A 17,715-nucleotide genomic window follows, 5' to 3' on the forward strand; every position below is an offset into this window, starting at 1 on the left:
TAAAGGAGATGAAAATGGCTTATATCACGGGTCTATTCGACAATCACGACGAAGCCGTCGATGCCGTTAGAGCGCTCGAAGAAGCCGGGATTCCGGCTGAAAATATCAGCCTGATTTCGAATAACACAGATGGTCGATATGCAGGCGAGGCCCTGAAGGACGAAGAGAGCGCAGTCACAGGTGCTGAAACCGGCGCCGGTCTTGGTGCAGTAGCAGGCGGTGGTGCCGGGCTGTTGACCGGGCTGGGCCTGCTATCCATACCGGGTGTCGGTCCGGTCGTGGCGGGCGGTTGGCTCACCGCCACACTGGTCGGACTGGTCGGCGGAGCGACTGCCGGCGGCGTCGCAGGCGGTATTGTGGGCGCTCTCGTGGAAACCGGCGTGCCCGAAGAAGAGGCGCAGGCCTATAGCGAAGCCATTCGCCGTGGCAGTACTCTGGTTGCCGTTCGTTGCGATGAGACGGAGCGAGAGAAGGTCGAAGCTATTCTTGATGATTGGGCGCGGGTCAATATCGGCCAAAGACGCGATGCTTATATCGAAGAAGGATGGGAGAGCTTCAATGCGTCGGGCGCGCCCTACACTGCGGACGAAATTGAACGCGAACGTCAGCGCTGGGGCTAGGCGGATTGACTATGAAAGAAGTAGATCCGCGCAAGGCCCGTCAAGGTTTGAATGGACGGCGTATTCTAATGATACTCATTTCCAGCCTGATACTGGCCGTGATTGTCTGGGGCGCAGTCGAATTTTACGGGAAAATGCGCCCCGGTCGCGGTTTCATGGATGACAATAGCAAGCCGCCTGCATCCACGGAATCACAGACGCCGCCTTCGGCAACAGGTCGGCGATGACAGTACCAGCAATCACCCGTCGCCAACAGAATCTTGAACAAGTCTGCGCGGAAGCGCGGACTTGTCGGCGTTGTGAGCTCTATCAAAATGCAACACAGACGGTTTTTGGCGAAGGGCGCACCGGCGCCCGAGTTTTCTTTGTTGCCGAACAACCTGGCGACAAGGAGGATATTGGAGGAAGGCCCTTGATTGGCCCTGCAGGTCGGCTCTTCGATGCCTGCCTAAACGAAGTCGGTATCAAACGCGAGCGATGCTATATTACCAATGCGGTAAAACACTTTCGACATACACAGCGCGGTAAAAGACGCATTCACCAGCGCCCGTCAACCAGCCACATTGAAGCTTGTCGCTGGTGGCTCCAGCAGGAAATTGAACTGGTTGAACCCCACATCATCGTTGCGCTGGGCGCAGTTGCCGCCCGTTCCCTTTTCGGAAAGCCGATGAAAATCGCAGCGATACGCGGCATCCCTCTCGAGTTCGAGAACCACCTTATCCTTGTGACGATCCACCCATCCTACCTGCTACGCTTACGTGCCCAGAGCGGCTTTGATCGCGAACGGGCGATGTTTCTCAAAGAACTGGCCAAAGTCGCGGAGTTCGAGCGCGCCGCCGAAACGTGAAGTTTATTACAGTCGTTTTCCCGGAACATCATTTGCTCTGTCTTGTTAGGCTTATGTCACGCGCGACAAATTCCACTCCCAACAATCAATGGTCTAAAACCACTGAAAGGAAAGAGAATGGCACAGAACCACACGCAAGGTGGCACACACGAACAACACGTGAAAGCCGGCCAGCAAAGCCACAAGAACGATGGCAAGCATGCGAGCAGCGGAGGCGGCGACAAGCAACAGCAGCAGACGTCTTCCCGTGGGGGAACCCATGAGCAGCATGTAAAGGCAGGTCAACAGAGCCATAAGAATTCGTAATTCAAAGGGGCGGCCTCGTGCCGCCCCATTCTCAAACCGGACTTTTGTTCGGAAAGGCTAAGACGATGTCTTTCAAGCCAAATCCCGACTACATGCTGGAGCCGGAACATCTCGTTGAGATGATACCGGCTTTGCGCGCGTTTTCCCGCACATTTTACCGTCAGAAAGAAGATGCTGAGGATCTTGTTCAGGAAACATTGTTGAAAGCACTGGCCAATCGAGAAAAATACGTTCCCTATTCGCCCCTGAAATCCTGGCTTTTCACCATCATGCGCAACACGTTCTGCACGCGTATTCGCATCCAGAACCGTGAAGCACCGGGCGTGAGCGAGTGCGTTTCACCCATAGCTTCAGTCAAAGCCTCGCAGGAGCTGACGCTCGAGGCGCACGACGTGCAAACAGCAATGGAAACCCTGCCTCACAAATATCGCCGCGTTCTGGCATTGGTAGTGTTGGAGGGCAAAAGCTATGAACGAACGGCCCAGCTTTGCGATTGCTCGATCGGAACGGTGAAAAGCCGCCTGCATCGCGCTCGTCATAAGCTCCACGATATCGTGGAACGCGCCTAGATGATGTTATCCAGGCATTTGCATTCGCAAAATCGCGTTGTGGTTCGTGATGTGAAATCAGCACGAGACATCTTGTCATTCGGTTTCAGACATGGCCAACTGTTTGTAATGATTAGATCTAGCGATGATACAATGCGTTTATTCTCAGGAAAGCGTATTTTGGTTTTTGAAGATGGTTTTCTGCTTTCAGAGGAAGCAGGAGCCTGTCTGACGAAGGCTGGCGCTGTCGTTCTCGGTCCGGTAAACACGGCTTATCAAGCACTGTATTATCTGGAACGTGAGAGGGTAGACGCTGTTGTTATGGATGTCACTCTGGAACCGGAAGCGGTGCTTCCGGTTGTCGCCGAACTGGAACAGAGCGCCATACCCTTCATATTCGCCCTATCAGACAACCCCATCCTGGACAGCCTGGGCTTCGCAGGATTTGTACTCAGCGCGCGCCACAGAGATCTGTCCACAATAGCGGAAGCATTGTTTCTTCATCGTAACGTGGAACATTAAAGTCCTCCCAAATCGATTGATCACTGTTTCTCCTTCAAATGCTTCCGAACGCCTGGAACACGCAGCGTATTTCGTTGTTAGGGCGACAGGGTGAAAAGGAAGGACAAGCCGATATGGAAAGCCAATATCCCAAGCCACCATTCGAAACAAAGCAGCAACCGATGCCGGGCATAACCAATAAGATGAATCCGAAACCGGATCACGGCGAAACAACCTATAGCGGTTCGGGGAAACTGAAGGGGTTGAGGGCAATCATTACTGGAGGAGACAGCGGCATTGGTCGTGCGGTTGCGATTGCATTTGCACGGGAAGGCGCGGATATCCTGATTGCTTATCTGGAAGAGGATGAGGATGCACTGGAAACCAAAGCGCTTATCGAGAAAGACGGTCGAAAAGCCGTCTTGATGAAATGCGATATCCAGCATGCCCAAACCTGTCGTGACCTGATTGATCGTGCGGTAGGTGAACTAGGCGGAATCGATATTCTAGTGAACAACGCAGCTCATCAGGCAAGTTTCTCCGAACTCGGTGACATCAGCGACGAAGAATGGGAGCTAACATTTCGCGTCAATATTCATGCGATGTTTTATCTGACGAAAGCCGCCCTTTCTCATATGAGACCCGGCGCTACGATCATCAATACGGCTTCCATCAATTCAGATATGCCGAATCCAACTCTTCTGGCCTATGCGACGACAAAGGGTGCGATCCAGAATTTTACCGCTGGGTTGGCCCAGCTTCTTGCAGAAAAGGGGATCCGTGCCAATGCGGTCGCGCCCGGCCCGGTTTGGACCCCACTCATACCGTCGACCCTTCCTGATGAAGCAGTACGTAATTTTGGCAGACAGACGCCAATGAAAAGACCGGCCCAACCAGCGGAACTCGCTTCCGCATATGTCATGCTGGCAGACCCGCTATCGAGTTTCACGTCCGGCGCTACAATAGCAGTCACTGGCGGCAAGCCGATTTTGTGATGCGTACTCGTTCGCTTTGCGGCCATGGCTCCATTGCATTGTTATTTTCGTGGATCAATCAGCGCTATACCGAATTCCGGTCGATAGGTCCGCACCATAGTGCTGGTATTTTCCTTAATCATTACTTCGAGCGTCGGCCGCACCAAGGCTTCAATCAGGTGCCCGCCTTTCGCCTCACCGTTACGCATTCCCAAAACCACATGCAAATGAAGAATCGGACTGCCCTCTTCGCCCAGAGCGCAATCACCCAGCAAGCTGAGTACCTCGCACTGCTCGTCAAGTTCGATCCGGTGATAGTCTTGTCGCTCAAGGTCGAAAAATCCAAGCGTAGCGCGTCGGAAAGCTCCAATCGCGGTCACCGAGGCTGCCGTTAAATCCCTTTTCTGGACAAACCGGGTAAGTGTCGCGACCACCGCTTCTTCCGGAGCGAGAATGACGACGAAGATCCGCTGCCCCGCTCCTTCTCCCAACAGTTTGAATTGCATTATCTGTGCCTCCTGTTTTCGGGTTTTGAAGATGCAACCAATAGCGGGACAAAAAGTTTCAGCTTGCCGTCAAAGGAAAATTCGGTCGCAACTCATTTCCAGATTTGTCTGCTACCGTACCAAAAATCATTTGCCGGATCAGAGTGTTATAGAACCCCAACCGTCAAAGAGAGTTGGGGGGCACAACGGCGAATAGCTGGTACTTTGCCCGAAGTAGCACAGATGTACGACGAATCTAAACTGCACAACCGCCTGTTGAAGAGCCTGCCTCCAGATATTCTCAATAGTATTTGTTCGTCCCTGGAACCTGTCACGCTTGAGCGTGGTCAAGTTATTGTCAGGGCCAATCAATCGATCGACTATCTATACTTTCTTTGCGGCGGGATCAGTTCGGTCATCGCCGTATCGACCAGAGGTCAGCTGGCAGAGGCTGGCATGGTCGGACGCGAAGGGTTTTCACCAACGTCAGGAGCGGTTGGCGCTACAACCAGCATTCATGAAATTATCATGCAAGTCAGCGGCTATGGTCATCGGATTGCCGTCAGTGCTGCACGAGAGGAAATCAATCGCAACAGCGTGTTTGCCAGTTTGTTGGCCCGTTACATTCAGACTTTTGCCTCTCAGGTTTCTTATACTGTCTGGGCCAACGTAAACTTGCATGTTCACGAGCGGCTGGCGCGCTGGCTCTTGATGTCACATGATCGAGTTGACGGGGATGAAATTATCCTGACCCACGACTTCATCGCTCTCATGCTCGGTGTAAGACGCCCCAGCATTACGACAGGACTTCACCTACTGGAAGGCAAAAAACTGGTGCGATCAGAGCGAGGCCGCATCACAATACGTGACCGTAGGGGTCTCGAAGAATTTGCTGGCGAAGCCTACGGAAAACCCGAAGAAGAATATAGCCAGCTTTTCGGCGCTCAAAACTAGACGTCACCGACAGGTTCAAATCCCTGCATCAGCCGCACGTATTCCTTTTCCGGCCAGCCATAGGCATCTCGAGCATAGCGTTCCAGCCCGTGACGATTACGAATAAAGACAACTCCTCGTTCAGACTTGATCAAGCCCAATCCTTCAAGAACATGAAGAGAATTCGTGACACTTGGCCGACGAACTGCAAGCATTATCGACAGGAACTCGTGAGTGATTGCTATTTCTTTGCCTAATATTCGGTCATCACACATCAGCAACCATCGGGCCAATCGTTGCGTGACTTCATGAATGGCATTCGAGACGGCGGTATAGGCAAGCTGAACGGAAAACGCCTCGATAGAGCGGATCATGATCCTGGAAAAACTGCGGCTTTCGTCCATCCACCGCCGAAACTTCTCATAAGGCATTTCATAACCTTGCGCAGCAACCTGAACCAGGACGTCATAAGAACTGTTTTCGACACCAGCGATTGCAGACGTTGGAATATACCCATCGAAGCCGAAAATTCCCGCTTCTGCACGTTTTCCTTCGGCGGTCGTCACAATAACCGAGCCGATACCTGTCGTAAGAAAATAAACTTTCGCGATCGGTTTCCCCGTTTCTGCAAGCACCGTCCCACGCGGAAGTTCCACATAAGTAGTTTCCTGGATAAGGGCTTCATAATCGGAAGGCGGAAGCAAAGCCAAAAGTTTGTTAGCAATGGCATTCTGTGGAGGAAACGGCATTTCGTGATCCTCATTCCATCATCATGAAGTGGAAACACCGCGGAAGGATGGTTGGTTCCGAGAAGCAATCGGTAAACGCTTTTTTCGGTACGCTACCGCACCAATGCGAAAGAACAGGTTTTAAGACTATCTAAGTCCAGTAAACAGCGTATCATTGAAGCTTCGTTTCTTGATGGAGGCTGACATGCCGTTATTTAATGAAGCCAGCAGAATTTATTCATCAGTTGAAGTTAATTTCATGCGTAGTTGTTTTGCTCAATCTGCAATAATTCTCGAAGAAAGTGACCGTTCTTATTCGGCCACTGAGCTCGCAGAGTGCATAATACGACTATATGAAAGCGGCTTGCGTGATCTTAATTACATTTCAGAGCTAGCTGCAAGGCTCGCTCACTCACGATTTGAGATCCGGCATCACGATTTCGCGGCCAACACCAATCACTCGCAGAAATTCGTTTAAGCTATCGTTTCCGAAGACTCTTTTCAGCCGGATACAAGTCGCTTTCGAGTTGCGCTCTTGCTCTGTTAAGCCTGCTCTTGATCGTTCCGACCGTGCAGCCTGCCGCCATCGCAGCCTTTTCGTAACTCAGCCCGCGAAATATCACTAGGTCAAGAACGCTCTTATATGCCGGCGACAGTTTACAGAAAGCCTCCCCGACATCCTGCAATTCCATGGCCCAATCCTGTGATGGGTTGATTGTCGGTCCCTCCCAATCCTCAATTGCATCTTCGCGGCGGGATCTCTTGATCCTGGTGCAGAATGTGTTCTTCATGATCGTGAACAGCCAGGATTTGAGCGATCCATAGGGGACGAACTTATCGCGATTGCACAGAGCTTTTAATAGCGTTTCCTGAACAAGATCCTCTACGTCGGAACGCTGGTGGTACATCGTTCTGGCGAACTGATGAAGCGCAGGTCCAAGTGCCAGCAACTCTTCTTCGAACTCGGATATCGAGGGCATGTGTCTCCTCCTTCCCCAGGTAAGGTAAGGCCCAGCCAGCCAGTTAGTTCCTCCGCAAGGTCTGTCTGTACGATAGCGTACGGTTGTGAAGCGGAGCGCGATGAGCGTGGGAATCACAGCCGTATTCGGCTTCGCTCGTCGCTGAAACCTCGGGTATTTCAATCTGGAACGAAAGCAATTCTGGCGGGTTCGGCATATTTGGCAGGAGTTTGGCAAATGACTATGGAAACCCAAGTCGTTTCGATGGAAGACGATGAAGCTTATTCGGTTCAGTTTTTTGACGATGAAGGAACTGCCGTTTCTGTCTACTTCCAGAACCCGCAGCATGTTCACTTGTCAACAGCCGACGCGGTGAACGAAGCAACGACGCGGATGTTGCGTCTGCTTGAGGGAGCCTGTGGGCAAATCGTCGTAGAAAGACTTGAAGGATAACATGTCTCTGGAAACCGGGCTTCTACGCGGAGATTTGCGAGGCGGCTGCATGCATCTATGCATAGACATGCAGAATCTTTTCGGACCTGCTTCGCCTTGGCACGTGCCATGGATTGAAGCGATCTTGCCCAATATCGTGGATATCTGCTCCCAGCGCAGTGAAGAAACGATCTTTACCCGCTTTATACCTCCAAGGTCACCCGACGCTGCCCTGGGAGCATGGAGAGGTTATTACCGCAAGTGGGAAACCCTTACTCTCAATCGTATCGATCCGTCATTCATCGACCTCGTGGACCCGCTAGGAGATTTTTCGCCGCCTGCTGTTGTACTCGATAAGACTGTTTACTCCCCCTGGACCGAAGGCTTCCTCCAGCGATATCTGCACAAAAGGCGCGTTCATACTTTAATCGTTAGCGGAGCGGAGACCGATCTTTGTGTTCTCGCAACACTATTGGGCGCCGTAGATCGCGGATATCGGGTGATCATTGTCCACGATGCAGTATGCAGCGTTTTCGATCAAACCCACGACGCAATTATCTCTCTTTGTCACCAACGATTTAGTGAGCAATTGGAACTCGTCTGCACGGATGAGCTGATCGACTCCTGGCGATAAGACTTGACAAACCACGGAACTTTCAAATTGATGAAGGGTTTGACCTGCTCCCCTTACCCCTTATTGTCCGCGATTATAAGCTCGCCATGGAAAATGGTACACCGGGATGACGCTTTGGTCATTAAAATTGCGGACGGCTTCACGCAGACGGTGAGAACAGTCGCAGATGCCGAGAATATATTGCTGTCTCAATGGAATAGGTTCAAACTAGATAGTCTCAGCGTCGCTATCACGGTCTGCCTTTTATGCACGCACGACATTGGGAGTACCGAAGACGCAAGACTTGCTTTCGAAATGCCGCTTCGATGTCAAGAATTCTGGCTTAACTCTTTGGCTGAGCATGACCTTTCAGAATCCATCTCAAAGCGACCTAAACACGTCAGATATCCATCTGTCAGCCGTTTAATAAAGCTCATGACGCGGGGGACTAGAATTAAGCATTCCTGAGCCAACTAAGTAGAGTCAAAAAGACGACCTTCACCCTGCAACTGGCGAAGAGGGGCAGAGAATTTCGCAACAAACCCTTCGGTTCCATAGTCAGCGTCAACCTCACCGGCGCCTAACAGTCCCATTTTTATGAGCTTGGAACCAAACCCGGTCTTAGTTGGCGCGATAACAGGTGGCCCGCCAAATTCAGCCCAACGCAACGAGAAAACTGCATCATCCTGTTTTTTTGACACAGCTACTTCCAACAGCATATGACCCTCATTGTTTGAAAGAGCGCCATATTTGATCGCATTGGTGGTCAGTTCGTGGATTAGAAGCGAAAGCGTTGAAGCTCCTTTAGGGCCGATCAGAACGTCCGGTCCGCTTATCTGCACGCGATCCGCCACCGCCAGCGCGTTTGTTATTCCGCTCACAATCTGACGAAGGGAACCTTCAGAACTTTTGCCCAATCGCAGCACATCGTGTGCATTTCCGAGTGCAAACAGGCGCCTGGTAAAGGTGTTGATCACCTCTTCATCAGCATTGTTATTGAAAGTCTGACCAGCAATCGCCGCTACTATGCTAAAGGTATTTTTGATCCGATGAGCGAGTTCGGCATTCAGTATGCGAGCATGTTTTTCCGCTTCAACCTTTGTCGTGGTCTCGATGACAGTATCCATCATGCCGGCTATTTGTCCCCGTTCATTATAAATCGGGCTATAGCAGAAGGTAAAATAACATTGCTCGGGGTATCCGTGCCGATCGATGACCAAGGGAAAGTCTTCAATGAAGATGGCTTCACCCGCATAGGCCTTCTGGACCATCGGTTGAATTTCATCCCAAGCCTCGGCCCAAATATCGCGGAATGAAGCTCCCATGCAGTTCTCTTTCTCACCGAGAATCTGTCGGAAGGCATCGTTATAAATCGTGGTGAATTCCGGTCCCCAGATAATGGCCTTTGGGAAATGCGAAGCCAGCATCATCTGAACCGCGGTTATCAGAGAGGTGGGCCAGTTTTCTGGCTTTCCGATTGGATTGCTGTTCCAATCCAACATCCGGATTTCATCGGCCGACTGTCCACGCGCATGCAAGAAAAGCACTGCACTATCCATAAATTTTTCCATCCCGGTATGCGGAAGATTCAAAGGCGACCAAGGAAAAACATATTGGATTCAAAGCGTAAATGCCAGGCGAATGTTACTCATGAGACTTCGCAACAAAAAGGCGACCTCGTGGACCGCCTTTTCATATCTCTGAGATAATGCTTGTCAAAACTTGTAAGCTACACCTAAACGAACGTCATGTGTTTTGAACTTGTCTTCGACACTTACATCCGTGCCAAAATCAAAGTCCTTCTTACCATAATCAGTGTAGCGATATTCAAGGCGCAGAATGAGGTTGTCAGTAGCAGCGTAGTCCACACCCGCACCGGCCGTCCAGCCAGTATAGGTTTTGCTTTGCGATACGCTGATTTCATCCACACCGTCCGTTGCTGAAAGCGTGTTTTTCACACTACCGAATGCAACCCCGCCCGCGATATAGGGCATGAAGCGATCAAATGCGACACCGGCCCGTGCGCGAACAGCACCCGACCACCGCAACTTGCTCTCAAGGTCACCAGCAATATCTCCGTCAGTAGCGCTGTAGTTGTCCTTTAGATTATTATAGGTGATATCGCCGTCGACACCGAGAATGAAGTTATTGCCGACATCAAAGTTATAACCGGCATAAAGACCACCGAGAAAACCGTCCGGTTTCACACGGAAAGCATCTTCGAATTCCGATTTTCCCCACCCGTAGCCGATCTGCCCACCAATATAAGCGCCAGTCCAGCTAAAAATAGGTTCAGCAACGATTACCGGCGCAGGCTCCTCAACGATAGCGTCAGCAGCTTTCGCACCCGTTGTAGCAATAAGAGCAACAGTTGACGCCAAAAGAAGAGACTTAATTTTCATGGCATTTCTCCGTGACCTAATAGCCTAAGGTTATTTCGTTATTTAAAAGATAACTCATAGATGAAATATGTCTGTAGTATTAATGTCACAACCAGATCGAGAGCCGACATTTCGTCACCTACTGTTAAAAGCAGTTAATTAAGTCTTTCCGCTAACCTAAAACATGTTGATCTAGCCATCATGATGACCAATGGCGTTCTGTGCCTGCCAATCCATAACCGCATCGTGCCGCGAGATCGCGAACCGTCAACAGCCATCGTCATCCGTTGGTCAGCTCTTTTCCGCATCGATGAAAAGTAGCCATTTCAAAGTGCGACGCTCGGCATCGCTAAGTTCGGGCGCAACTAGCCGGATAGCTCCAGCGGCATCGATCTGCGAGCCAAGTTTTCCGGCCAGCCAGTGTTCGGGGATGGCAGGATGTATGTAAGACTGCCGGCATACCGTTCTTGTATTGCCGAGCATGTGCGCAACCTTATCGATTGCGCTATTAAGCCTTTGCTTTTGCGCCCTGTCACTGTCAGGCAAATCGAGACAGCGTAGCAACTCAAGGGCAGTTGCCGTTGCAGCCCAAGTTCGAAAATGCTTCGACGTGAAATCGGACCGCATAGTCACTCGCAGATAGTCATTTATATCCTGAGAGGAGACGGGACAGCGATCACCCGCCCCGTCAATATATTGAAATAACTGCTGCCCAGGCAGTTCCTGTATGGAGCGTATGATACGCGCAATTCGTTTATCGGAAAGCTTGAGACTCCACATTTTGCCCGATTTGCCAGTAAATGCGAGCCGCAATCCGCCACGCTCATCCCGCAAATGCCGATTGCGAAGCGTAGTGACCCCAAAGCTCTTGTTGTCACGTGCATAATCTGGATTTCCGACCCGCAGCAATAGTCGATCCATCAGCCAGATGACGGTCGCAACGACCTTTTCACGACAGAGCGAGCGTCGCCGCATATCGATATCGACCACTTTGCGCAGTCGGCTGAGTGCACCGGCGAAATCTGGCAGACTTGAAAATTTGGTTTCCTCCTGCATCGCCATCCACGCGGAGTGATAACGATATTGCTTTCTTCCGCGCGTATCACGCCCGGTTGCCTGTATATGTCCGCGCTGATCGCAACATATCCAGACATCGTTCCAAGCAGGCGGAATGGCAAGCTTAGCAATCCTGTTTCGATCCGCGACTGAAATCGCCTTTTTGTCAAACCGAACATAACGAAACCCGGCTCCACAACGCAGGCGCCTAATTCCCGGCGCGGTGTCGCTGACATGGACCAACCCATGAGCAGCATTGTTTTGTAGCAGCGGAACAGCGGAAGACTTTTTAAGCAATTTGCAACCCCAGTCGTACTTTCCTTGCCGAATAACCACTACAAACCACAACAGGTTCCCAGACGGAAAAAATCTAATCGGGAACTATCGGGCTTCAAACAGGTTATCCTGTTCTTCCGGAGGATCAGTTCGTGCCCCACGCTTTCTGGAAAGGCTATCTCAAACTCTCGCTCGTCACCTGTGCAGTGGAGCTGACACCTGCGACCAGCGAAAGCGAGAAAGTGCGCTTCCACACCCTGAATGTTGAGACCGGCAACCGAGTGATCAGCCGATACGTGGATTCGGTTACGCACAAGCCAGTGCGGGATGATGACGAGGTCAAAGGGTTCGATAAAGGTGACGGAAGTTATGTCATTCTTGAAGAGGATGAGCTGGAGGCTGTGGCGCTTGAGAGCACAAGAACTATAGACATCGACAAGTTCGTACCGAGGGACAGTATCGGCTGGATCTGGTACGACAAGCCGCATTATCTCGCGCCTTCCGACAAGGTGGGCCAAGAAGCCTTTTCCGTCATCCGGGAGGCAATGGTTAAAAGCGCAGTCTTCGGTCTGGCCCGGCTTGTCATGTACCGACGCGAAAGAGCAGTGCTTCTCGAACCGCGCGGTCGCGGAATTGTTTTGTGGACGTTGCGTTTCGGCGATGAAGTGCGGAATGCCACCGACTACTTTTCCACTATTGAAGATAGCAAACCCGACAAGAAGCTTCTTTCCATGGTCCGCAGGCTCATCAAGGGCAAGACAGAAGATTGGAAACCCGATTTTCTTCAGGACCCAATGCAGAAGAACCTTCAGTCGATGATTGCTGCAAAGAAGAAAAAGAAAACGGCATCGGTATCGAAGCCGCGCAAGACGGCACCTGAAACCGAAGGCAATGTTATCAACATCATGGATGCCCTACGAAAAAGCCTTGCCGGTGAAAATACAAAAAGCTGATGCGAAGAGTTCTGCCTATTTCTTCAGCTTAGGCAGCGGCGTTTCCGCGCTGCGAAAATCCTGCCAGGGATCGCTATTCAATGCGGCCAGCCGGTTCGGCGTGTTGACAATAGTAAAATGGGCGGGGCCTATTGCTGACGTCACTTCGTCCCACCCAAGCGGCATGGAAACTGCAGCACCAGGACGTGCCCGCGGCGAATAGGGTGCTACAGCAGTCATGCCGCGCTGATTGCGCAGATAATCAATAAGAATTTTGCCTTTGCGCTTGGCCTTGGAAATCGTCGAAACATAGCGATCAGGACTGTCTGCAGCCATCTGGTCGGCAATAGCCTTTGTAAAGCTCTTGAGGGCGTCCCAGTCGACCTTCGGCTTCAATGGCGCGACCACATGTAGTCCCTTGCCACCGGACGTTTTAACAAACGTCTTCAATCCGAGTTTTTCCAGACGTTCCTTGGTCTCGATTGCGGCTTCGATCACGCGCGACCATGGAACGCCCTCACCCGGATCGAGATCCATTGTCAACGTATCCGGTAGCTCCCAATTTTTGAGCGTAGAACCCCAGGGGTGAATTTCCAGCGTCGCGGCTTGCACCAGACCGATCAGCCCGTTGAAGTCCCGAATGCTGATATAAGGCTCCTCTTCCTTGTTCTCTGGATCTTGAACTTCGATAATATGTTCATTCAACCCCTTCCACGCGTGCCTTTGAAAGAAGTGTTCTCCGTCAATTCCGGTTGGGCAGCGTAACAATGCCAGGGGGCGGTTGACGATGAAAGGTTCGATGCTGGACCAGATAGCGGAATAATAATCTGCGAGACCCTGTTTTGTGACACCTTCGCCCGGCCAGTAAACCCGGTCGGGATGTGTGAGCTTCACGTCGATCTCCTCGGGGCCTTTACTGGAAATACGGGGTGACATGGTTTGCTTCTCCCATATGACGTCCTTGGCAGCCTTATCGTCTCGTACCCCCCTGAAGGACGCGTGACGCAATCGCTTATCGGCAGTCCAGGCACGAAATTCGATTTCCGCTACCAGCAGCGGTGTAACGAACTTGGCTCCGCGCCTTTCATCTGCCGTCAGCGGCACGGCGAATGGGCTCCCTCCCTGCCGCATGGCTTGCAGCCGTTTGTAAAGTTCTTTTGCAATCCTGACCGAAAAGCCTGTTCCCACCCGGCCTACGGGAACCAGCCCCTTCTTATCCTGTACACCCAAAAGGAGCGAACCGATTGCCGCTCGCGTTACCGTCGACGGAACATAGCCTGCAATGACGAATTCCTGTCGTCCAATGCATTTCGACTTACGCCAATCGTTGCTGCGACCGCTTCTATAAGATGCCTCCCTGAGCTTCGACACAATGCCCTCAAGGCCAAGTCCGCAGGCATTCTTCAGTACCGCAGCCCCATCGGCATCAAAGGCCTCGCTGAAGCGAAGTGTTGACGATGATGCAGAAATTAATTTTTCGAGCAGCGTTTTGCGCTCAACCAGAGGCGTCTGGCGAAGGTCTTTGCCATCAACATGCAGTAGATCGAAAAGGTAATAAACGAATCGATCAGAACGTCCCTCCCTTAGATCCTCTTGCAAAGCTGAAAAGTCAGACAGTCCCGACTGGCTTTCGACAACGATCTCCCCATCAAATATGGCTTCGTTCACGCTCGTACCAACAAGATCTCTGGCAATCTGCTGGCCAAATTTTTCAGTCCAATCCAGTCCCCCACGCGAATAAAGGGCGACCTTGCCCCCCGCAATATGAGCCTGGATGCGATAACCGTCGAACTTGATCTCGTGAAGCCAGCGGTTTCCATCTGGAGCAACTGATACGAGCGTAGCGAGCTCAGGTTTGACGAAACTCGGCATCGGTCGCTTCTTCGCATTTTTGATATTTGCGCCCCCACCATCCCCTTGAGCGTTCGACTTTTTGTTGATCGAACCAGTTTTCGATGACCATCCTGGCGCTTCGTGTTCGACATCGGCGATGGCGCGGCCGGTTTTTACCGATTTCGGCATCTCTACAAGAATGTCAGGTTCATCAGGATTTCTGGAAAATTCGTCCTCCCCCTTGATGAGGAGCCAATTCTCTCGCTTCTCGTCTGGCTTTCCGTGCATCCGGATCAAATGCCAGCGACCTTTGAGTTTTTCCCCTGTGAGCTCGAACTCAAGATGCCCTTTCTTGTATTGCTGATGTGCATCAGCAGTGGATTTCCAACGCCCTGTATCCCAGACGATAACTGTACCACCACCGTACTTGCCTTTAGGGATCGTGCCTTCGAAGTCCGCATATTCAAGCGGATGGTCCTCCACATGCACGGCCAGTCGCTTTTCGCCAGGAACAAGGCTTGGACCTCGCGTCACAGCCCAACTTTTCAGCACGCCATCCATCTCAAGGCGAAAATCATAATGCAGTCTGCGAGCATCATGTTTTTGCACGACAAAGAGCTCGCGTTTTGTGCGCGAAGACTTACCGCGCGGCTCGTTAGTCAGGGTAAAATCGCGTTTCCTGCGATAGGTTTCGAGTGACTGTCCCATGATCAGCCGGCCTTTTTTCTAGACTTTGTTCCAGATGCCGCCCCGGACTTGGCTTTGCCTTTTATTGCTTTGGTCGCCGCCTGCCCGACCCGACCTAGGTTTGCACTCTTGCGAAGAGCCTCCTTGAGATCGATAACCTCGGCAGTCTTCGGCGCAGCCGGCTTCTTGAGCGGCTTCCCCTCAATCTTCGCCTTTATCAAATCTGCCAGTGCTGCATCGTACCGGTCATCGAAGCCTGCGGGGTCGAAACTGCCCATCTTGGTGTCGATAATATGCTGCGCCAGGTCGAGCATTTCTTGATCGAACTTGAAAATGCCCAAGTCGGCAAATGCCTCCGCTGCCGCTCGTACCTCATATTCGAAATTGAGCGTCGTGGCTATCAGACCATCATCGTCGGCACGGATCAGAACTTGTCGCGCGCGGCGGAAAAGGACAGTCTCGGCAATTGCGGCTACATTTTCAGATTTCATACCCTCGCGAACGAGTACGAAACCATCGCTGTCGCCGACTGGGGTAAGATAATATGGCCGGTCGAGATAGACATCGTCGATTTCGTCGCATTTGACAAATCGGGTGACATTCAGCGTCTTGTCGCTTTCGGGAATGGCCGCGGCGATTTCCGCTTCGTCGAAACTCAAATAGGTGCCCGACGACACTTCATAGCCCTTGACCTGATTTTCCCGCGGCACCGATTTGCCCGTGTCACCGTCAACAAATTCCCGGTTGAGGCGGTTTCCGGTCTTGCGATTTATCAGATTGAATGACACACGATCAGACGTTGATGCCGCTGTGAAAAGTGCAACGGGGCACAAAAGCTGATCAATTTTCAACTGCCCTTTCCAGTTTGCACGGCGTGCCATCGATTTAGCCCTTCTTCCGCTAAGCGCCATCTTCGCCTGGCTTGGTACCACCAGTACGCTTCAGATAGTGTGCATATGCGAAGCCGCTTACGAGAAGCACTGGCAGTCCCACCAGAACAATCCAAAACAACAACTCACCCATCTCACTCTCCCCCTATGTTCGTTGAAGACATAGATTTTGCTGCGTGAGACAAACTCGGAGAACGCCGCAATTGTTCCGATATTGCTTAGCGACGCGTAATTATAAATATTCTATCTATAATGATAATTGAAGAATCTATGTTGTTATCAGAGTTATCTAGAAAAAGCTCGATCACATCTAGCTTTTCAAAAGGGATGAAATCGATCCTTTTGGCAGATACTGAAAGAGCAAAGCCTTCAACAAATTACAACATATGGCAAAATCACGTTTTCGCCATATGTATGAAGAAGCAAGAGAACCAACCGCGCGGAAGCTTGAGATCAAAAGAGAAGGTCGATCGTCGCTTTTATAGGCACTGCCCCCAGTGTCTGGAACCCAAGAGCAACTAGCACATATACCAGACCGCGTCGTGATGTATTCACAGGATCACCACTATCCTTTAAATCATCTATAAATTCCCTAAGTTCAAAACATTGCTTTTCAACCAAATCGACGACGATAATGCCATTTTCATCAACCAGGTCGATAAGCTTCACATCATACTTGCTGGCGATGTCATGCAGATTGCTCTGTATATTCTTCGAAATATAAGGGAGAGGTTTAAGAGCGCCGTCCGCGTATGACCTGACCCACTTATAGGGAGATGAAGCCTTTTTCGTCCAGTTCTCAAAACTGGCCCTGACCTTTTTAGCCCGCTTCAATTCAAAGTTTTCGTGAAGGCCGGCTAACTTTTTTACACCATCAATAATGATATATGGCCACTCAGCTGTAAGCAAAAGCACACCATAAAATCCGACAATGAGCCCAACTACCGTTACCCAACGCTGCCAATATTCAATATCCAAACGCGCCCCCCTACACAAATCGAGTATTCATTTAATAAATATTTGGCGTCAAATTGCCGTATGCGCCGTCTCTGTCCCATTGATTTGGCGTGTTTTTATTGAGTGACGTTTCTGCCAGAAGGTCTTTTGCAAGAGCTGGAGATTTTGGATGGTAGATGGCGATGGGTTTGCGGGGCGTTTAGACATTGTCGATCCTCGGGGCGGCTACCGACGCTGGACGACGGAGATGAAAGCACGGATTGTCGCTGAAAGTCTTCATCCTGGCGCTCGGGTTGTGGAAGTTGCACAACGCTATGATCTGAGTGCGAACCAGCTTTCTTACTGGCGCAAGCAGGCGCGTGATGGCCATCTGATCTTGCCAGCAGAGTTGATGCTGCCGGTGCCGGATGGGGAAGGTTGTGAAGCTGCGTTTGTGCCGTTGTCGATTGCGGATGAGCCGCAGATACCTGGCGTTACCTCATTGACGCCAGAGACGATGGCTGCGACTGCCGGGATTGTGACGATAGAGATAAGTGGCGACCTCGTGGTGAAGGTGCCGGGCGATGTGCCTGTCAGTCGGGTCGCGGCTTTGGTTGGTGCGATACGAGGTTTGGCATGATCGTCGCGGGTCAACGCTTGCCCATCCTGATCGCCACGCAACCGGTGGACTTTCGTTGCGGTCATCAGGCTCTGGCCTTGATAGTGCAGACTGAACTGAAACTCGATCCGCATTCCGGGATCACGGTGATCTTCCGGT

At 51.3% G+C, this 17,715-nt stretch carries 23 protein-coding genes and 1 pseudogene; 13 read left to right on the top strand and 11 right to left on the bottom strand.

The window, feature by feature from the left end:
• The first annotated feature begins 14 nt into the window (after positions 1-14).
• From F9K91_RS01940 to F9K91_RS01970, 7 genes are all read left to right on the top strand, one after another.
• Complete coding sequence (locus F9K91_RS01940; protein ID WP_012093586.1) at positions 15-620, top strand: hypothetical protein; 606 nt, start codon at positions 15-17, stop codon at positions 618-620.
• A gap of 11 nt (positions 621-631) precedes the next feature.
• The gene (locus F9K91_RS01945; RefSeq protein ID WP_036588045.1) at positions 632-847 is read left to right on the top strand and encodes a hypothetical protein; all 216 of its coding nucleotides are present in this window, start codon (positions 632-634) and stop codon (positions 845-847) included.
• Positions 844-1,467: a UdgX family uracil-DNA binding protein gene (locus F9K91_RS01950; protein WP_012093587.1), complete on the top strand. Its 624-nt coding sequence runs from the start codon at positions 844-846 to the stop codon at positions 1,465-1,467. Before F9K91_RS01945 ends, F9K91_RS01950 begins: the two co-directional genes overlap by 4 nt.
• 117 nt (positions 1,468-1,584) lie before the next feature.
• On the top strand, positions 1,585-1,773 hold the full coding sequence (locus tag F9K91_RS01955) for a hypothetical protein (protein WP_080514361.1): 189 nt from the start codon (positions 1,585-1,587) through the stop codon (positions 1,771-1,773).
• A gap of 65 nt (positions 1,774-1,838) precedes the next feature.
• Positions 1,839-2,342 carry an RNA polymerase sigma factor gene (locus tag F9K91_RS01960; protein WP_043061987.1) on the top strand — a complete coding sequence of 168 codons (504 nt, stop codon included), beginning with the start codon at positions 1,839-1,841 and terminating at the stop codon, positions 2,340-2,342.
• Positions 2,343-2,843 carry a response regulator gene (locus tag F9K91_RS01965; RefSeq protein ID WP_235823034.1) on the top strand — a complete coding sequence of 167 codons (501 nt, stop codon included), beginning with the start codon at positions 2,343-2,345 and terminating at the stop codon, positions 2,841-2,843.
• A gap of 113 nt (positions 2,844-2,956) precedes the next feature.
• Positions 2,957-3,817 carry an SDR family oxidoreductase gene (locus F9K91_RS01970; protein ID WP_036588051.1) on the top strand — a complete coding sequence of 287 codons (861 nt, stop codon included), beginning with the start codon at positions 2,957-2,959 and terminating at the stop codon, positions 3,815-3,817.
• 41 nt (positions 3,818-3,858) lie between these two features.
• On the opposite strand, the gene F9K91_RS01975 is transcribed toward F9K91_RS01970, so the two are convergent.
• Positions 3,859-4,302, bottom strand: coding sequence for a PPC domain-containing DNA-binding protein (locus tag F9K91_RS01975; protein WP_012093592.1), 444 nt, complete (start codon positions 4,300-4,302; stop codon positions 3,859-3,861).
• 222 nt (positions 4,303-4,524) lie between these two features.
• Between F9K91_RS01975 and F9K91_RS01980 the strand changes: the two genes are divergently transcribed.
• Entirely contained in the window at positions 4,525-5,235 is a 711-nt protein-coding gene (locus F9K91_RS01980; RefSeq protein WP_012093593.1) for a Crp/Fnr family transcriptional regulator, read from the top strand.
• Here the strand turns inward: F9K91_RS01980 and F9K91_RS01985 are convergent.
• Together F9K91_RS01985 and F9K91_RS01995 are read right to left on the bottom strand one after the other, a co-directional pair.
• The gene (locus F9K91_RS01985) at positions 5,232-5,963 is read right to left on the bottom strand and encodes a Crp/Fnr family transcriptional regulator (protein WP_036588053.1); all 732 of its coding nucleotides are present in this window, start codon (positions 5,961-5,963) and stop codon (positions 5,232-5,234) included. The genes F9K91_RS01980 and F9K91_RS01985 overlap by 4 nt on opposite strands.
• Before the next feature lie 458 nt (positions 5,964-6,421).
• Positions 6,422-6,922: a sigma-70 family RNA polymerase sigma factor gene (locus tag F9K91_RS01995; protein WP_012093596.1), complete on the bottom strand. Its 501-nt coding sequence runs from the start codon at positions 6,920-6,922 to the stop codon at positions 6,422-6,424.
• Positions 6,923-7,138: 216 nt separating this feature from the next.
• Between F9K91_RS01995 and F9K91_RS02000 the strand changes: the two genes are divergently transcribed.
• Complete coding sequence (locus F9K91_RS02000) at positions 7,139-7,354, top strand: hypothetical protein (protein ID WP_125301828.1); 216 nt, start codon at positions 7,139-7,141, stop codon at positions 7,352-7,354.
• A gap of 1 nt (position 7,355) precedes the next feature.
• A complete protein-coding gene (locus F9K91_RS02005; RefSeq protein WP_012093597.1) occupies positions 7,356-7,967 on the top strand; it encodes a cysteine hydrolase family protein in 612 nt (203 codons plus the stop codon).
• A gap of 452 nt (positions 7,968-8,419) precedes the next feature.
• On the opposite strand, the gene F9K91_RS02015 is transcribed toward F9K91_RS02005, so the two are convergent.
• The 4 genes and pseudogenes from F9K91_RS02015 to F9K91_RS26640 form a co-directional block, all read right to left on the bottom strand.
• Positions 8,420-9,505, bottom strand: coding sequence for a PAS domain-containing sensor histidine kinase (locus F9K91_RS02015; protein WP_235912723.1), 1,086 nt, complete (start codon positions 9,503-9,505; stop codon positions 8,420-8,422).
• A gap of 156 nt (positions 9,506-9,661) precedes the next feature.
• Positions 9,662-10,348: an outer membrane protein gene (locus F9K91_RS02020; RefSeq protein WP_012093599.1), complete on the bottom strand. Its 687-nt coding sequence runs from the start codon at positions 10,346-10,348 to the stop codon at positions 9,662-9,664.
• A gap of 270 nt (positions 10,349-10,618) precedes the next feature.
• Positions 10,619-11,383 carry a DNA topoisomerase IB gene (locus F9K91_RS02025; protein ID WP_235912725.1) on the bottom strand — a complete coding sequence of 255 codons (765 nt, stop codon included), beginning with the start codon at positions 11,381-11,383 and terminating at the stop codon, positions 10,619-10,621.
• Positions 11,384-11,440: 57 nt separating this feature from the next.
• A pseudogene (locus F9K91_RS26640) lies at positions 11,441-11,719 on the bottom strand (DNA topoisomerase IB); the annotation flags it as partial.
• Between the two features lie 92 nt (positions 11,720-11,811).
• On the opposite strand from F9K91_RS26640, the gene ku (F9K91_RS02030) reads away from it, so the two are divergent.
• On the top strand, positions 11,812-12,612 hold the full coding sequence (ku, locus tag F9K91_RS02030) for a non-homologous end joining protein Ku (protein WP_012093601.1): 801 nt from the start codon (positions 11,812-11,814) through the stop codon (positions 12,610-12,612).
• 15 nt (positions 12,613-12,627) lie between these two features.
• Here ku (F9K91_RS02030) and ligD read toward each other — a convergent pair whose 3' ends face one another.
• The 4 genes from ligD to F9K91_RS02045 all read right to left on the bottom strand — a co-directional run bounded on the left by ligD (position 12,628) and on the right by F9K91_RS02045 (position 16,979).
• Entirely contained in the window at positions 12,628-15,132 is a 2,505-nt protein-coding gene (gene ligD / locus F9K91_RS02035) for a DNA ligase D (protein WP_012093602.1), read from the bottom strand.
• A 2-nt stretch (positions 15,133-15,134) separates the two neighbouring features.
• On the bottom strand, positions 15,135-15,992 hold the full coding sequence (gene ku, locus F9K91_RS02040) for a non-homologous end joining protein Ku (RefSeq protein ID WP_012093603.1): 858 nt from the start codon (positions 15,990-15,992) through the stop codon (positions 15,135-15,137).
• A 19-nt stretch (positions 15,993-16,011) separates the two neighbouring features.
• The gene (locus tag F9K91_RS26555; protein WP_255412162.1) at positions 16,012-16,134 is read right to left on the bottom strand and encodes a hypothetical protein; all 123 of its coding nucleotides are present in this window, start codon (positions 16,132-16,134) and stop codon (positions 16,012-16,014) included.
• Between the two features lie 320 nt (positions 16,135-16,454).
• A complete protein-coding gene (locus F9K91_RS02045) occupies positions 16,455-16,979 on the bottom strand; it encodes a hypothetical protein (protein WP_151677049.1) in 525 nt (174 codons plus the stop codon).
• Between the two features lie 148 nt (positions 16,980-17,127).
• Between F9K91_RS02045 and tnpA the strand changes: the two genes are divergently transcribed.
• Complete coding sequence (gene tnpA / locus F9K91_RS02050; RefSeq protein WP_040129708.1) at positions 17,128-17,577, top strand: IS66-like element accessory protein TnpA; 450 nt, start codon at positions 17,128-17,130, stop codon at positions 17,575-17,577.
• On the top strand, positions 17,574-17,715 hold a 142-nt coding region (gene tnpB, locus F9K91_RS26685; protein ID WP_167522154.1), incomplete at its 3' end, for an IS66 family insertion sequence element accessory protein TnpB. The genes tnpA and tnpB, both read left to right, overlap by 4 nt.

The organism is Brucella tritici, assembly GCF_008932295.1.
Classification (GTDB): Bacteria; Pseudomonadota; Alphaproteobacteria; order Rhizobiales; family Rhizobiaceae; genus Brucella; species Brucella tritici.

Coding starts and splice junctions, on each gene's coding strand:
- F9K91_RS01940 (WP_012093586.1), top strand. CDS start 15: ATGGCTTATATCACGGGTCTATTCGACAATCACGACGAAGCCGTCGAT.
- F9K91_RS01945 (WP_036588045.1), top strand. CDS start 632: ATGAAAGAAGTAGATCCGCGCAAGGCCCGTCAAGGTTTGAATGGACGG.
- F9K91_RS01950 (WP_012093587.1), top strand. CDS start 844: ATGACAGTACCAGCAATCACCCGTCGCCAACAGAATCTTGAACAAGTC.
- F9K91_RS01955 (WP_080514361.1), top strand. CDS start 1,585: ATGGCACAGAACCACACGCAAGGTGGCACACACGAACAACACGTGAAA.
- F9K91_RS01960 (WP_043061987.1), top strand. CDS start 1,839: ATGTCTTTCAAGCCAAATCCCGACTACATGCTGGAGCCGGAACATCTC.
- F9K91_RS01965 (WP_235823034.1), top strand. CDS start 2,343: ATGATGTTATCCAGGCATTTGCATTCGCAAAATCGCGTTGTGGTTCGT.
- F9K91_RS01970 (WP_036588051.1), top strand. CDS start 2,957: ATGGAAAGCCAATATCCCAAGCCACCATTCGAAACAAAGCAGCAACCG.
- F9K91_RS01975 (WP_012093592.1), bottom strand. CDS start 4,302: ATGCAATTCAAACTGTTGGGAGAAGGAGCGGGGCAGCGGATCTTCGTC.
- F9K91_RS01980 (WP_012093593.1), top strand. CDS start 4,525: ATGTACGACGAATCTAAACTGCACAACCGCCTGTTGAAGAGCCTGCCT.
- F9K91_RS01985 (WP_036588053.1), bottom strand. CDS start 5,963: ATGCCGTTTCCTCCACAGAATGCCATTGCTAACAAACTTTTGGCTTTG.
- F9K91_RS01995 (WP_012093596.1), bottom strand. CDS start 6,922: ATGCCCTCGATATCCGAGTTCGAAGAAGAGTTGCTGGCACTTGGACCT.
- F9K91_RS02000 (WP_125301828.1), top strand. CDS start 7,139: ATGACTATGGAAACCCAAGTCGTTTCGATGGAAGACGATGAAGCTTAT.
- F9K91_RS02005 (WP_012093597.1), top strand. CDS start 7,356: ATGTCTCTGGAAACCGGGCTTCTACGCGGAGATTTGCGAGGCGGCTGC.
- F9K91_RS02015 (WP_235912723.1), bottom strand. CDS start 9,505: ATGGATAGTGCAGTGCTTTTCTTGCATGCGCGTGGACAGTCGGCCGAT.
- F9K91_RS02020 (WP_012093599.1), bottom strand. CDS start 10,348: ATGAAAATTAAGTCTCTTCTTTTGGCGTCAACTGTTGCTCTTATTGCT.
- F9K91_RS02025 (WP_235912725.1), bottom strand. CDS start 11,383: ATGCAGGAGGAAACCAAATTTTCAAGTCTGCCAGATTTCGCCGGTGCA.
- ligD (WP_012093602.1), bottom strand. CDS start 15,132: ATGGGACAGTCACTCGAAACCTATCGCAGGAAACGCGATTTTACCCTG.
- ku (WP_012093603.1), bottom strand. CDS start 15,992: ATGGCACGCCGTGCAAACTGGAAAGGGCAGTTGAAAATTGATCAGCTT.
- F9K91_RS26555 (WP_255412162.1), bottom strand. CDS start 16,134: ATGGGTGAGTTGTTGTTTTGGATTGTTCTGGTGGGACTGCCAGTGCTT.
- tnpA (WP_040129708.1), top strand. CDS start 17,128: ATGGTAGATGGCGATGGGTTTGCGGGGCGTTTAGACATTGTCGATCCT.